Source organism: Paraburkholderia sp. SSBN10T, assembly GCF_056619545.1.
Genome location: NZ_JBWQQI010000030.1, coordinates 87391 through 101663 on the forward strand (window position 1 = coordinate 87391; position 14273 = coordinate 101663).

General features: G+C 64.3%; 15 protein-coding genes and 1 riboswitch. Of the genes, 8 read left to right on the forward strand and 7 right to left on the reverse strand.

The features are described from left to right. Nucleotides 1-94: 94 nt before the first annotated feature. Together thiS and AC1ECK_RS32710 are read right to left on the reverse strand one after the other, a co-directional pair. Nucleotides 95-292 (reverse strand): sulfur carrier protein ThiS, encoded by a 198-nt coding sequence (gene thiS / locus AC1ECK_RS32705; protein WP_137955781.1) that lies wholly within the window; start codon nucleotides 290-292, stop codon nucleotides 95-97. 72 nt (nucleotides 293-364) lie between these two features. Then, a complete protein-coding gene (locus AC1ECK_RS32710; protein ID WP_480326771.1) occupies nucleotides 365-1519 on the reverse strand; it encodes an FAD-dependent oxidoreductase in 1155 nt (384 codons plus the stop codon). 208 nt (nucleotides 1520-1727) lie between these two features. Beyond that, nucleotides 1728-1839, reverse strand: a riboswitch (TPP riboswitch). A 307-nt stretch (nucleotides 1840-2146) separates the two neighbouring features. Here AC1ECK_RS32710 and AC1ECK_RS32715 point away from each other — a divergent pair. From AC1ECK_RS32715 to AC1ECK_RS32735, 5 genes are all read left to right on the forward strand, one after another. Then, on the forward strand, nucleotides 2147-3898 hold the full coding sequence (locus AC1ECK_RS32715) for an ABC transporter ATP-binding protein/permease (protein WP_480326773.1): 1752 nt from the start codon (nucleotides 2147-2149) through the stop codon (nucleotides 3896-3898). Further along, entirely contained in the window at nucleotides 3895-4668 is a 774-nt protein-coding gene (locus tag AC1ECK_RS32720; RefSeq protein ID WP_480326775.1) for an SDR family NAD(P)-dependent oxidoreductase, read from the forward strand. The genes AC1ECK_RS32715 and AC1ECK_RS32720 overlap by 4 nt, the downstream gene beginning before the upstream one ends. Before the next feature lie 329 nt (nucleotides 4669-4997). After that, a complete protein-coding gene (locus AC1ECK_RS32725; RefSeq protein ID WP_480326777.1) occupies nucleotides 4998-5444 on the forward strand; it encodes a hypothetical protein in 447 nt (148 codons plus the stop codon). 115 nt (nucleotides 5445-5559) lie between these two features. After that, a complete protein-coding gene (locus AC1ECK_RS32730) occupies nucleotides 5560-6132 on the forward strand; it encodes a hypothetical protein (RefSeq protein ID WP_480326797.1) in 573 nt (190 codons plus the stop codon). Nucleotides 6133-6281: 149 nt separating this feature from the next. Beyond that, complete coding sequence (locus tag AC1ECK_RS32735; protein WP_480326779.1) at nucleotides 6282-7025, forward strand: response regulator; 744 nt, start codon at nucleotides 6282-6284, stop codon at nucleotides 7023-7025. Nucleotides 7026-7084: 59 nt separating this feature from the next. On the opposite strand, the gene AC1ECK_RS32740 is transcribed toward AC1ECK_RS32735, so the two are convergent. Genes AC1ECK_RS32740 through AC1ECK_RS32755 form a run of 4 tightly spaced genes read right to left on the reverse strand, consistent with a single transcriptional unit; the run spans nucleotide 7085 to nucleotide 8933 of the window. Continuing rightward, the gene (locus tag AC1ECK_RS32740) at nucleotides 7085-7753 is read right to left on the reverse strand and encodes a flagellar basal body L-ring protein FlgH (protein WP_480326781.1); all 669 of its coding nucleotides are present in this window, start codon (nucleotides 7751-7753) and stop codon (nucleotides 7085-7087) included. A 51-nt stretch (nucleotides 7754-7804) separates the two neighbouring features. Then, on the reverse strand, nucleotides 7805-8551 hold the full coding sequence (locus tag AC1ECK_RS32745; RefSeq protein WP_480326783.1) for a hypothetical protein: 747 nt from the start codon (nucleotides 8549-8551) through the stop codon (nucleotides 7805-7807). Nucleotides 8552-8554: 3 nt separating this feature from the next. After that, nucleotides 8555-8752, reverse strand: a complete 198-nt coding sequence (locus AC1ECK_RS32750; protein ID WP_480326785.1) for a DUF6726 family protein — start codon at nucleotides 8750-8752, stop codon at nucleotides 8555-8557. 16 nt (nucleotides 8753-8768) lie between these two features. Further along, nucleotides 8769-8933 (reverse strand): hypothetical protein, encoded by a 165-nt coding sequence (locus tag AC1ECK_RS32755; protein WP_480326787.1) that lies wholly within the window; start codon nucleotides 8931-8933, stop codon nucleotides 8769-8771. A 423-nt stretch (nucleotides 8934-9356) separates the two neighbouring features. Between AC1ECK_RS32755 and AC1ECK_RS32760 the strand changes: the two genes are divergently transcribed. Continuing rightward, a complete protein-coding gene (locus AC1ECK_RS32760; RefSeq protein WP_480326789.1) occupies nucleotides 9357-10097 on the forward strand; it encodes a response regulator in 741 nt (246 codons plus the stop codon). Further along, nucleotides 10094-11416 carry an ATP-binding protein gene (locus tag AC1ECK_RS32765; protein WP_480326791.1) on the forward strand — a complete coding sequence of 441 codons (1323 nt, stop codon included), beginning with the start codon at nucleotides 10094-10096 and terminating at the stop codon, nucleotides 11414-11416. Before AC1ECK_RS32760 ends, AC1ECK_RS32765 begins: the two co-directional genes overlap by 4 nt. A gap of 244 nt (nucleotides 11417-11660) precedes the next feature. Here the strand turns inward: AC1ECK_RS32765 and AC1ECK_RS32770 are convergent, their stop codons facing one another. After that, the gene (locus tag AC1ECK_RS32770; protein ID WP_480326793.1) at nucleotides 11661-12602 is read right to left on the reverse strand and encodes a tyrosine-protein phosphatase; all 942 of its coding nucleotides are present in this window, start codon (nucleotides 12600-12602) and stop codon (nucleotides 11661-11663) included. Between the two features lie 295 nt (nucleotides 12603-12897). Between AC1ECK_RS32770 and AC1ECK_RS32775 the strand changes: the two genes are divergently transcribed. Further along, nucleotides 12898-14157: an MFS transporter gene (locus AC1ECK_RS32775; protein WP_480326799.1), complete on the forward strand. Its 1260-nt coding sequence runs from the start codon at nucleotides 12898-12900 to the stop codon at nucleotides 14155-14157. Nucleotides 14158-14273: the final 116 nt, after the last annotated feature.

The following is a 14273-nucleotide window of genomic DNA, read 5'->3' on the forward strand; positions in this document are numbered from 1 at the left end:
CAATCCTTGTTTCTGGCGATACGCGGCTGCCTGGCCGTAGGCGAAGACCGCTTTGGCCGCAGGCGATCACCGCATAGCCGCCGGCGGCCACTGCTTAGCCGCCGGCGACCGGTTGCACGACGTCGAGCTTGTCGCCCGCCTGCAGCGCACGAGCCGCGTGCTGGGCGCGGGCCACAAAGTCGCCGTTCAACGCAACCGCAAATGGCGGACGCGCGCCGAAGGCGGCGAGCGCGTCGGCGACGGTCGCCCCCTCGGGGAGCGACAACGGCTTCTGATTGATATGAATGTCCATGGTGTTCAGATACGGTTCAATCGATGGCTCAAGCAACTGGCCCGGCGCTCGCTGCGGCACCGGCCGCCATGCTCACGCCGGCTCCTGCGAGCAATCCTGTGGGTCGAGCCGGGCAAGCTGAAACAGCTCACTCCAGCGGGCATCGCGCCGCCAGTCGGCAAAGGCGTCGGCATCGCGGATGCGTCCATCGAGCAGCGCGGCGGCAAAGCGTGCGGCTTCGTCCGCGACTTCGGGCACGATCATGTAGCCGTGCCGGTACAGGCCGTTCACGCGCAAGGTCTGCGCGCCATCCCACACGAGTGCCGGACGGTGGTCCGGCAAGGTCGGGCGGCACTGCGAGTTCAATTCGAGTATGCGCGCCTCGCCGAAACCCGGATGCACTGAGAATGCCGCGCTCAGCAATTCCAGCGCGGAACGCACGCTGACGGGCGACATGTCTTCGCCTTCCACTTCGGTGGCGCCGATCACGTAGAGGTCGTCCTGCTTCGGCGCGATATACAGCGGGTAGCGCGGATGCAGCAGGCGCACCGGGCGCGTGAGGTGAATGCCGGGGGCATGGACGCGGGCGACCTCACCGCGAATGCCGCGCAAGGTGGGCAAGACCGCTTTCGCGCCGAGACCGCGGCAATCGATCGTCACGCGCGCGCTCGGCATGGCGCGGTCGTCCACCGGCGTGTTCCAGTGCGTTTCCACACCGCGCTCGGCAAGGCCGGCGGCCAATGCGCTGAGCACCTGACGATTGTCGAGTTGTCCTTCATGCGGCAGCAGCCAGCCTTGCGTGAAGCGGCCGGCGAGCGCGGGCTCGGTCGCGCCGAGCTGGGCGCCCGACAAGGTCACGAAGCCACCTTCGAGCAGATCCGCCGGCGCGTTCGAGCGCACCCGGCGCTCGAACAGCGGCGCTTCCGTGCGGTCGGCGTGATGCCAGACGACCAGCGTGCCGTTGCGCTGAAAGAACACTGGTTCGGGCAATTCGGCCAGCACTTGCGGCCAGGTGTCGAGCGAGGTCGCGCCAAGACGCGTGATCAGCACCTCGGCGCTGGCCGCTTCGGCGAGCGGCGCGAGCATCGCGGCGGCCACCCAGGCCGCGGCCTGCGAGCCGGCTGCATCGCCGCGTTCGTATAACGCCACGCGGTGTCCGGCGCCGGCCAGGCGCCACGCGACCAGCCGGCCGCACAGGCCGCCGCCGATCACGGCGAAATCGGGCTGAGCTTGAGCGAGCGTGTTCATTGCGGTTCCGCCAGCGCGCGCAAAGCCGCATGGAGCGTGAGAGAACGAACTAAGCGAACGAAGCAATCGACTGAAGAATGAGCGGTCATCGTATCCTTTCCGTACGGCAACAGGCGCACGTACCCAAGGACGAAACCGGCGGGCGAGGCCGGCCGGGCAAAAGGCACATCCAGTGACGGACGCCGCCCGGCGGGAGAATGGAAGAATGGCTTAACTTCCGGAAACTTCCCGCGCCGGTATTACCCGGATCGGGTGCAAAGGGTCTCTCTCAGCCTCACGGCGGCGTACGGCCCGCGCGCAAAGCACCCCTGTTTCGTCGAGAGTCATTAGACCATAAAAGGCGCGACGCCCGCAAACCGGGAAGGCGCGGCCCATTGACGGGAGGCAAATGAAATGTTGTCGTTAGGAGGGGTCTGGCACAATGCAAAAAGCCGGTGCCCGCACCGGTGGCGCGGTTTCTGGCGTTACCCACGATTAATTTTCGCTTAAGGCACTCGCGCCAGAATCGGGCGGTCGCTTGACGGGCCTGTCGCCCGGGCAACACTCGTAATACCGCCGTGGGCTGGCCCATTGTGGGCTACCCATGCGGGCCAGCCCACAATGGGCCAGTTGTTCATCAGGATGCTCATGACACCCAATACTTCTCCCACCCGCGCGCCGGAGCCAGACAACAAGGTCTCCGCGTGGAGCCTGATCAAGCCCTACTGGGTCTCCGAGGAATGGAAGATCGCCTGGGGGTTGATCGTCGCGATCATCGCGATGAATCTGATTCTGGTGGGCATCAACGCCAAGCTGAACACCTGGAACCGCGACTTCTACAACGCGCTGCAAAGCAAGGATGTTCACGCGTTCCCCCATCTGATGCTCGTGTTTACGGTACTGGCGTTCGCGTTCATCATCATCGCCGTGTACACGCGTTACCTGCGCCAGATGCTGGGCTTTCGCTGGCGCCAGTGGCTCACTACGCGTTATCTGCGGGAGTGGCTTGGTGGCGGGACGTTCTATCGGATCGAGCGCGACCGGCTAACCGACAACCCCGACCAGCGGATCGCGGTCGACCTGGACTCTTTCGCCAGCACGACACTTGCACTAACCATCGATCTGATCTCGACGATCGCGTCACTGGTCTGGTTTGCGATGATCCTGTGGACCACGGCGGGCGCACTGACTTTCTCGCTCGGCGGCGTGCCTATCGCAATCCCCGGCTACATGCTATGGGCGGCGCTGATCTACGCCATCATTGGATCGTTCGTGACCCATAAGGTCGGCCATCCGTTGGTGCCGATCAATTATCAGCAGCAGCGCGTTGAAGCCGATTTCCGTTTCGGGCTGGTGCGGCTGCGCGAAAACGCAGAGCAAATCGCCTTTTACGACGGCGCGAAAACCGAAGAGAGCAACACCAAGGACCTGTTTGCGCGCATTCGCGACAACTGGTGGCGCGTGATGAAATACACGAAGCGTTATAGCTTCGTGATCAACTTCTACTCGCAGGTCGCCAACATCTTTCCAATCCTGGTGGCAGCGCCACGCTACTTTGCCGGCGCCTTCAGCTTCGGCACGGTGATGCAGATTTCCGGCGCGTTCGGCAACGTCAGCGACGCATTCTCCTGGTTCATTAACAGTTACGACACACTGGTCTCCTGGCGCGCCACCGTGAACCGTCTGCGCGAATTCAAGCGCGTGATGGCCGATCCTCATCTGAAAGAAACGGTCTCGCCGGCCACCGCTCACGGCGGCATCAACCTGCACTACGTCGACGACGACAAGCTCCGCACCGACGGACTGAAGCTTGCGTTGCCCAACGGAGCCGCACTCTCGCAGATCCGCGACATTTCCATTCAACCCGGCTCGCGCTGGCTCGTCCGCGGCCCGTCCGGCTCGGGCAAGAGCACGCTGATGCGCGCACTCGCCGGACTGTGGCCGTTCGGCGACGGCTCGATCGATGCGCCGGTCAATGCGCGCATGATGTTCATCCCGCAGCAGAGCTACATGCCGATCGGCACGCTAAAAGCGGCGCTCACCTACCCGTCCTCCGCCGACACCTACAGCGACGACGAGTGCCGCGAAGCGCTGGGCACCTGCCACCTCGAAAACTATGTAGACCGTCTCGCGGAATCGGGGCACTGGGCCCGCATCATGTCGCCGGGCGAACAGCAACGCCTCGCCGCCGCCCGCGTGCTGCTGCACAAGCCCGATTATCTGTTCCTCGACGAAGCCACCAGCGCCCTCGACTCCGATAACGAAGCACGCGTCTATCGGCTCTTCACCGAGCGCCTGCCCAAGGCTGCGATCGTCAGCGTCGCGCATCGCGAATCGCTCGCGGCGTTCCACGAAGAAACGCTCGAAGTCGAGCGCGCGGGCGAGGCGATCGCCGCATGACCCACCCGTCATTCGACCGCGTGGTGTTGATCACCGGCGCCGGCTCCGGCATCGGTGCAGCGCTGGCCCGGCGCCTTGCCGCGCCGCGCACCGCCTTGATGCTGCACGCGCGCGGCGCCGATGCGGCATCGCGTGAGCGCCTCGCCGCCGTCGCCGCCGGGTGCTCCGCGCACGGCGCCGACTGTGCCGCCGTCTACGGCGATCTGGCCGAGCGCGGCGCCGCCGAACACATCGTCCACGCGACGCTCGCGCACTTCGGCGCACTCGATCAACTGGTCGCCAACGCGGGCCATGCGCAGCGCCAGACGCTCGGCACGCTTGACGCCGACGCCTTCAGCGAAGCCTTCGCCGCCATGCCGGGCGCCTTTGCCACGCTAGTCAAACGCGCGTCGGCCGCTCTCGAAACGTCGCAGCGCGGCCGCATCGTCGCGATCAGCTCATTCGTCGCTCATCGCTATCGCGCGGACGCTCCGTTTGCCGCGACGGCCGCAGTGAAGGCCGCAGTCGAGTCGCTTGCCAAAACCGCCGCGGTCGAACTGGCGCCGCACGGCGTCACCGTCAATTGCGTCGCACCGGGCTACACGCGCAAGGACCGCGGCCCCAGCGCCGACAACGCCGCCGTCTGGACTCACGCCGCCGCTGCCACGCCGCTCGGCCACGTGGCCGAGCCCGCCGATGTCGCCGCGCTGATCGCCTTCCTGCTGTCCGATGACGCGCGTCACATCACCGGTCAGGTGATCCATATCGACGGCGGACTCACGCTAGGCTGACCTGCACATCCCTGCACAGATCTACGGCAGTCCGAATCAATCGCCGCCAAGGCAGAGGCAAAAGCAAAATCCAGTCAAACCAAGGGCAAGATCAAGCCAAGCCCCCACCCCTCCCCACCAGCCCCCTGCAACATCCTGAAATACCCGACAACAGTTCGAAAGCATTTGCGAACCGTTCAGGTTGTTCCGTGCTTTGAAAGTACCGTGCAGCGGCGACGATTGCCGTGCGGGCCGACCCCCTGCGGCCCGCACGACACTCACCGTTACCGGACTTCCCGCCCATGTCATTCGATCTCCGCTTCCGTCACTTGAGCCAACGACTCACGCGGATGAGCCGTTCCCACTTCATGCGCCCCGCCGCCCTTGGCGCCGTGGCACTGCTGCTGTCGCTCGGCGCCGAGGCTGCGCAGATGACGCCGCCCGCCGAGCCGGCCGACGTCTGCCCCGCGCTCAAGCACATCGTCGACGCCACCGACTTCAAGCAGTTGCACAACGAACCGGCCGCACAGTTGCCCGGCCTCGCCAGCGCAGACGACTGCCACGCCAGTAGCCACAGCTACGACTGCCATTGGCGCGCGCACTGGCAAGCCGACGGCGTGGTCACCGACCCGCTCGAAGAACTCGGCGCCGACATCGCCGCCTGTTTTCCGAACGTCGTGCATGACCTCAATACGCCGACGCGCCAGCATTTCGTCGTGAGCGCCGGCGAGCGCCGCATCAACGTCACGGCCAGCGTGCAGGGGCCCAACGAGCTGCGCCTGCGCGTCGCTCGCTAAGCGTGCCCACCCTGCGCTCCACTCCCGACCCGACACGCCGAGGCATGACATCGTGAACGGCTTGCGCTCATCGCTACTTCCCGCTGCTCTCTGGACTGTCCGCTTGCCGTGGTCCATGGGACGGCGGCCCTGCGTATGGGGCGCGACCGCCGCCCTGCTCTGCGTCGGACTGAACGGTTGCGCGTGGACGCTGATCACGGCCGCCGACGCCACCGGCTCGGTGATCCAGGCAGGCTATTCCATCGCCTCGAACTACTCGTCGCCGACCTTCGTCAACGGTCAGCCCGCGTCCGTCAGCGCGGTGTGCATCGAAGTGAACCAGGCGGTGTCCGTCGGCGATTTCGTCCCGGCCTTGCAACTCGCCCTCAACCGGCGCGGCGTTCGCTCGGACGTCTACAACCCGGGCACCTCCCCCGCCAGTTGCGAGGCTCGCCTCGTCTACAATGCGTCGGTCGACTATGGCAAGCGCTCGTTTAGCGACACGCCGATCCAGTATCTTTCGGTGATCGACTTGACACTGCTGCAGCAAGGGCACATTCTCGTGACCGCCCGCTATCAGACGGGCGAACTCGGCATGGACCGTTTCTCGAATGCGTCGGTCAAGCTGAAGGGCATGATCGACAAAATGGTGGTCGACCAGACCAAGTTGCGCCGCCCGTCCGCCATTCAGACCTCGCAGATCAACTAGGCGCGGCTCAAACAGCCCGCGCACATGCGCTGCCGCCGGCAGATAGCCAACAGATATCCTGCACAGACACTTGCTTCCCATTACCCCGGAAAGGTTTCGAAAGCATTGCGTGCTATCAGCACTCCGGCGTATCTCTTAAGATTGGTTGAATGAACCAATCCATTCTGGTCGTCGACGACGATCCCGTCGTGCGCGATCTCGTGCGCGAATATCTGCAGGGGCGCGGCTTTTCGGTAGCCGTGCTCGAGCACGGCATGGCTTTGCAGCGCAGGCTGCAAAGCGAGCGGCCCGCGCTGGTCGTGCTCGACATCATGATGCCGGAGCTGGACGGCATCAGTGCGCTGCGCGCCCTGCGTCTGGCCGGCGACGACATTCCGGTGATCCTGCTGACGGCGCGCGCCGATGTGATCGACCGCGTGATCGGTCTCGAACTGGGTGCGGACGACTATCTCGGCAAGCCGTTCGAACCGAGCGAGCTGGTCGCACGGATTCGCACCGTGTTGCGGCGGCGCGGCGCGATCGCGCCCGGCGCGCCGGAGAACCGCGCACCTTATCGCTTCGGCCGTTTTGAGGTGAACTTCCCGGCGCGCGAACTGCGCCGCGACGGCGAACGCATTCCGTTGCGCTCGAGCGAATTTGCGATGCTCAAGGTGTTCGTCACGCACGCCATGACGGTCCTCACCCGCGCGCAACTGCTCGAGAAGCTGCACGGCAACAGCGAGGCGCACCGCAACCGCAGCCTCGACGTGTCGATCTGGCGGCTGCGACGCCTGATCGAAGTCGATCCGTCCGAGCCGCGTTATGTGCAGACGGTGTGGGGACGCGGCTACGTATTCGTGCCGGATGGGGAAATCGGCGCCGCCGAGCGCTGCGCGCCGTTCGCCGAGGCATAGCGCAGTCGGCCTCGGCACGCTGCGGGCGGCAGCCGAGGCCGGGATAGCACCTCGGAACCTCAGAACGTCAGCACGCTCAGGAACATCCGCTGCAGCCAGCCCACGCTGGTCGAATCGTTCACAATGCCCTTGCCGGCCTGTTCGATCTTCGCATTCGCCACCTTGCTGGACGACACATAGTTGCCCGCTTCGATGTCCTTCGGATTGACGATCCCGGACATCCGCAGACGGTCGTTATTGCCGTTCATCGCAATCACCTTCTCACCCGACACCAGCAGATTGCCGGTCGGCATCGTGCCGATCACGGTCACGGCCAGCGTGCCGGTCATGCCGTTGACGTCGGTCATCGCCCCCTGCCCCTTGAAATCGGTCGCCGCCGAGCCGATGTTGAAAAGCCGCGCGAGCCGCGCAGCGGCGCTAGTCGACTGATCGGCGGCCGTGGCCGTGATGTCGCTGTTGCGGTTTGCCGTCGTGTTGGCGCTGCTGTTGCCGCTATACGACTCGGACAGACGGATCGTCAGCACATCGCCCACATGCTGCGCACGCGGCGTTTCGTACAGCAGCAGCGACGAGCCGGCCTGATAGATCGCGCCTTGCGTATTGACGTTGAGCGGAGCGCTGACGAGCGGCGGCAGCATCGGCGTATCGACGATCGAATCCTGGTGGCTCGCGCAGGCGGCCATAGAGAGCACAGCGCCGAGCACGGCCGTGAGGCGTAGCGTGGTCATAGAGGTTCCTCCGACATGGGTCAAAATCGGTGTCGGCGCCTGGGCGGCGCCTCAACCCGCTTCTGCACTGCTCGCCTGCCATTGGCGCACCAGTGACTTCACCCACGCGTCCGGGTCTTTCAGTAAATACGTCAACGTACCGTTGTGGGTGGACGGTAAGAAGCACAAGGTGATCGAACTGACGGCGTTTTCCCAGACATACACCGGTGCCGCGCCGCCCGCAGCAGAGGTGTTATTCGTGACGAGCCGCGGCGGCCCGTAGCGCTCCGCGAGCGCCTCGCGCAGATCGCCGGTCGTGACGTCGTCGACCACGAAAGAAATCTCGTAGAGACGCAACGCCGTCTCGCCGTCGACCCGTGCGAAACGCAGCACATGGTCCTGCGCCGGCGTGCCATCCACCACCGCCTGCGACACCTGCCAGCCGTCCGCCGAGTGATGCGCCCAGCGGCACGCCACGGTCAGGCTCTCGCTCGTCTTCAGGCTCATGCCGAGCGATCCGGCCATCATGTCGGTCTCGCAGACCGGCACGCTGCCGACCGGCGTCGCCCGCACGGTCGAGCCCGCGCGGAATTCGTCCAGCGTGATGCCGAGCGGAATGCCGCGAAACGCGTATGGCGCATCGGGCGCGCGCCTGCGCTCGGCGGCGGCGTTGCGCTTCGGCGCGGAAGCGGATGCCGGCGAAGGCACGCCGCGCACCGCAGAATCCGCGTGCGCGGCGCCGGCGGCCACGCCGACCAGCAGCGCAACCGTCAGCGGCACCCATGCGAAACGCCTACGGGCAGACAGTCGGGAAGTCATGGCTCAGTCGATTGCCGATGCACATGCGTTGAACGGCGTGGCCGCGGCGTGGCCGACCACGGGCAGGATGTCGAGCGCCGCGGCCGTCACGCGGCAGGGCAGTGCAACCACCCCGCAGCCGTCGAGCGGCAGCAGCATCGCTCCCAGTGCGAGCCAGCTTGCCGCTCTTACGCACCGCTTGAAAACACTCTGAGTCGACACAGGCAACCTCGTTACGTCAGGCAGTCGTGTTGACATGGTTGCCGATCAGGCCGCCCGGCAAGGACGGCGCCGCAGGTTCGGCCGGCGTCTCCGGTTTGGCGGTGCTGTCGGGCGTCGACGTCGGCCGCTCGCGCTGCACAGGCGGAAAGGTGGTGGGACGGAGATTGTTGGTAACGGTCATGGTCTGCCTCGCGTATCGCTGGAGAGTGCGGATTCGGTTGCTGCACTTGCGCAGGCACTGAGGGAGTACTGACCTTCAGGCCAACAAAGCACGGCGGTGATGGACTACAGGTCGAATCATCACGCTGCGACGCAACGCACGATGCACGAAGGAACGCACGCTTTTCCACGGTTCTTACGACCCGTTTCGACTAGGCGCCAATCCTTTCCTCGAAGGAAATCCGGTAAGCAAAGCCGGCTCGATACGTCCCTCTATTTACAATTTATGTTGCCGACATCAGTGTTGTAATTTGTTCGCTTAAGCTTATGCAATAAGGCTTCCAGAGGGGACCAGAGGAACTTGTGCTCAGCCGGACCTCACCAGGTAAGTGTTGGTAAGAAAACAGTCAGCCGCTTGTCGCACGTGCCAGTCTAAAATTTCGAGATGAATCCACAGGTCCTTATCGTCGACGACGACCCGGTCGTACGCGATCTGCTTTGCCGCTTTTTGCAATCGAACGGGTTCGATGCCTCCGTGCTCCACGACGGCACGCATTTGCAACGCCGCCTCGAACGAGAGCGGCCATCGGTCGTTGTGCTCGACATCATGATGCCGAACACCGACGGCCTGCGCGCGCTTACCGCGCTACGCGCGGCCGGCGACGACATTCCGGTGATCTTCGTGACGGCGCGCGGCACCGTGGCGGACCGCATCGTCGGCCTGTCGCTCGGCGCCGACGACTATCTGACGAAGCCGTTCGACCCGCGCGAATTGCTGGCCCGCATCCAGACGGTGCTGCGCCGGCGCGGGCCATCGACCACCAGCGCGCCGGAAGCCCGCAAGCCGTATCACTTCGGGCCGTTCGAGCTCGACTTCGCGACCCGCACGCTGTCGCGCGACAACACCCGGCTCGCGCTACGCGACAGTGAGTTCGCGCTACTGAAGATTTTCGTCAACAATCCGTACAAAGTGCTGTCGCGCGTGCTGATTCACGATCTGGTGCATCGCGACAACCTCGCCTTTCGCGACCGCAGCCTCGATGTGCCGATCTGGCGCCTGCGCCGCGTGATCGAAGACGACCCGTCGAGCCCGTGCTACGTTCAGACCGTGCGCGGCAAAGGGTATGTCTTCGTACCTGATGCCGATGGGACCCCCTTCACGATCGAGGCCGCGGCAGACTCATGAGAAACCCGTTGAACACGCTATTCGGCAGAATGGCGTTGCTCTCGACGGCGGTATTGTTGGCAATTCAGGCCGGCTGGTTCGTACTGGTCGTGATGCAGCCGCCTCACCACGAGGTGGACGGTTTCGCGCGCGGCATCCTGCTGATGCTGCAGGCAGCCAACGGCGAGCCGGTACAGGGCGCCGATCTCGCACCGGCGATGCGCGTGCACCTGGTGCCTACCTGGAACATGCCTTCCACGATCCACTTGCTGCCGCCGACCGAACGGCAGTTCGTCGAACTCAGCCAGCATTTGCGCGCCCGTTTGCCGCTCGGCACCCAGATCGAAGTGGACGATACGCGGTCCCCGCGCCTATGGATTCGCTATCCGGGCAAATCGATGTGGGTCGTCGTGCCGGTCGACATCCCGCCACGCCCGCGCTTTATCGTCGAAACCGTCTCCATGCTGGTGGCGGCGCTGATCCTGTCGCTGCTCGCTGTGTGGCAAATGCAGCGGCCGCTGTCGCGCGTCGCGCTGGCGGCGCGCGCGTTCGGCGCCGGCGGCCGGCCCGAGCCGGTCAACGTACAGGGACCACGTGAGTTGCGCGACCTGATCGGTTCGTTTAACGACATGATGCGGCGGCTCAACGAAGCCGGCGACGATCAGGCGGTGATGCTGGCCGGCGTCGCGCACGACCTGAAGGCGCCGCTCACGCGGCTCAAGCTGCGCGCCAGCGTGCTGGTGGCGGAAAACGAGCGGGCCGGGCTGATTCGCGATGTCGATTCGCTCACCAATATCGTCCAGCAGTTTCTGGAGTTTGCCGGCCAGGCCGCCGACGCCGGGCCGCCCGTCGCAGTCGAGGCGTTCCTGCGCGAGCAGTTTTCGAGCACCGATATCGTCGAGAGTGTCGAAGTCACGGATCACGCCGATCCCGTCGACACGGGTCCTGCCGAAAGCCCGCTCTTTAGCCTCGACCTGCGGGCCGGGCCGCGCTTTACACTGCCGCGCACGCTGCTCGACCGGCTGGTGACGAATCTGGTCGACAACGCACTCGAGCACGGCGCACCGCCCGTCGAAATTACGACAGCGCGAAACGACCGGCATTGGATGGTGACCGTACGCGATCACGGACCGGGGATTCCCGACGACCGGATTGCCGCCGCGATGAAGCCGTTCGTGCGGCTCGACGCCGCGCGCGGCGGCGAGGGCCACTGCGGGCTTGGTCTCGCGATTGTGGCGCGCCTCGCGCACGATCGTGGCGGGCGCTGCGACGTGTTCAACCATCCGCACGGCGGCTTGTGCGTGCGCATTGCGCTGCCGATCGAGCCACTGGATACGTGAGGTTGCAGCCGGGGGCGCTTACACGATCTTACAGGGCGGCCTCGTTGGAAGTCCGCGCACGTATAGTCTGCGCGGGCTTCCTCGATAGCCCCCTGTTCGGTCCGCCCTGCTGTTGCCCGGGCGGGCCGCTTTTTCTTCCGCCGCTGTGCGGCGGGTCAAGCGTCGTGCCCCGGTCCTGGACCGTCCGCCTCTTACGGCATCCCCTGCTTCCCGTTGCTCCAGCCCCTGCCCGCAGCAGACGCCTTCAGATCACCAGCCGGTCGTGCAAGGTATCGATGGTCGCCTGCGACAGGCCCAGCCCGATTGTCAGATAGCTGGACATGGTGCCGTAGCTCGCCTGCACCTGATCGAAGCCGGCCTGCAGAAAGCTCTCCTGCACACTGTAGAGCGGTGTGTCCAGCGTGGCCGCCGCCGCGCCGCTTTGGGTCTGGACCGCCGCGACTTGCACGTTGATCGACGCGGCCGAATAGGTATTCGTCAGAAGATAATCCTGCATGATCACATCGAGCGGCACGTTCGCAATGCTAAGCAGCACCGCCGCGACCCAACCGGTGCGATCCTTGCCCGCGGTGGAATGGACCAGTTGCACGCCCGGTGTATTCGCCAACTGGTTCAGCACCGCACCATAGCCCGCCCGCTGCGCTGCGCCGGTGACATAGGCGCGCTCCGCGCTCTCCATCCACGCGATCGCGCCGCCCGGCATATCGGCCGGCGGCACGATCTGGTCGCGCTCACCCGTGACGTTGATGTTCAGATAGGCCGCGCCGGCGGGCATCACGTCGGCCGTCCGGGCGACTTCCCCCGGCGTGCGCAGATCGTAGATGCTGCCGATGTTGAGCGTATTGATCACCGCCTTGTCCGCCGCGCTCAAGGTCAGCGCATTCGACCGATAAAACACGCCGCGCCGCACCTGCCGGCCATCTACGGTCTGATAGCCGCCGCCTGCACCGCCAATATCGCGAAAATTGTCGACCGAGGCAAGCCGCGGCGTGTCCGCCTGATCGGACGACAGCCCTCCGCCGCATGCCGACAGCAGTGTGCTGCCGAATCCCGACATCAACAGGACGCTCGCCGAGCCTTTCAGGAACGCACGGCGCGACGCAAGTTCACTATTTGGCACAAAGCGTGACGACCGGATGCTTCCGGAGCGGATCGCGCGTAAGTGAGCTTTCGCAGTGAAATCCATTGAATGTATTGGTAAGGGGCGCTTGCGCGGCAGGACGGATGGATGGCGTAAAACACTTAGCGCCGCGCTGGAGTGTACCGGGAGAAAATACCGCGAGGGTTACAAAGTAGGAGTCAGTAAGAATCTGAAATTCGCCCCAATACCGGTGCAATACCCGTGGCCCGAATACGTTAGGCGGCCGTACCGGTTTTTTGTTCGCACTGGCCCGCTCGCGTTTGTGCGCCGTAAAATAGGGGCGCACCGGAGTGCGAGCGCGCAAAACGCAGACAACAAAACCAGAGGCTCAGGGAACGGGATGGCGTCATTTCAGTGGTTCACAGAGTTGACGACGCGTGAGCGCCGCACACTCTACGCAGGCTTCGGCGGTTATGCAGTCGATGCGTTCGACTTCATGATCTACTCGTTCCTGATCCCAACCCTGATTGCCACCTGGGGGATGACCAAGAGCGAAGCCGGGATGATCGCGACCAGTTCGCTGATTTCCTCGGCCGTCGGCGGCTGGCTCGCCGGCATTCTCGCCGATCGCTACGGACGGGTGCGCGTGCTGCAATGGACCATCGCAACCTTTGCGGTCTTCACCTGCTTGTCTGGCTTCACCCATTCGTTCTGGCAATTGCTGACCACCCGCACCCTGCAGGGCATTGGCTTTGGCGGGGAATGGTCGGTAGTGACGGTCATGATGGCCGAAACGATCCGCTCTCCGCAGCATCGTGCGAAGGCTGTCGGCACTGTGCAGAGCAGCTGGTCGTTCGGCTGGGCCGCGGCGGCTATCATTTACTGGGCTTCGTTTGCGCTTCTGCCGGAGCAGGTGGCGTGGCGTGCCTGCTTTTGGGTCGGTATTCTGCCGGCTTTGTGGATCGTCTATGTGCGCCGCAATGTGAGTGATCCGGAGATCTTTCTCGCTACCCGCCGTGCCCGCGACAGTGGCGTCGATACCGCTCACTTTCTGCAGATTTTTGCCTTTCCTCATCTGAAAACCACCGTGCTCGGCAGCGTCTTGTGCACCGGGATGCTGGGCGGCTACTACGCGATCACCACCTGGTTGCCGACTTATCTGAAGACCGTTCGGCATCTGTCCGTGTTCAATACGAGCGGCTATCTGATCGTGTTGATCGTCGGTTCGTTCACCGGGTATATCGTCGGGGCAATCCTGTGCGACAGGATTGGGCGGCGCGCTTCGTTCATTCTGTTTGCGGTAGGCTCGTTCGGGCTTGGTATGGTCTATACCATGTTGCCTATCACTAATGGTGCGATGTTGTTGCTCGGTTTTCCGCTTGGCGTGGTCGTGCAGGGGATTTTTGCTGGGATCGGCGCTTATCTTTCTGAGCTGTATCCGAATGAAATCCGCGGGTCGGGGCAAGGGTTCTGCTACAACCTTGGACGTGGTCTTGGGTCGTTCTTTCCGATTCTCGTCGGCATGCTTTCGCAGTCGATGACGCTCGTCAATGCTATGGGGCTTGTTGCTGGTTCGGGGTATTTGCTGGTGATTGCCGCGGCGCTGTGTTTGCCCGAAACGCGGGGGAAGGTGCTGGGGGGTGCGGATCCGGCTTCTTGATGTGCGTTTCTCGGGTGTGAAAGCGATTGTTGGTGGTGGCGGTGGCGTCTCCTTTTGCCTGCGCGGCGCTTTTGGTTGGTGTTCCTGGGGTGTTGGCCTTTCCTTGCTTTGTTAGT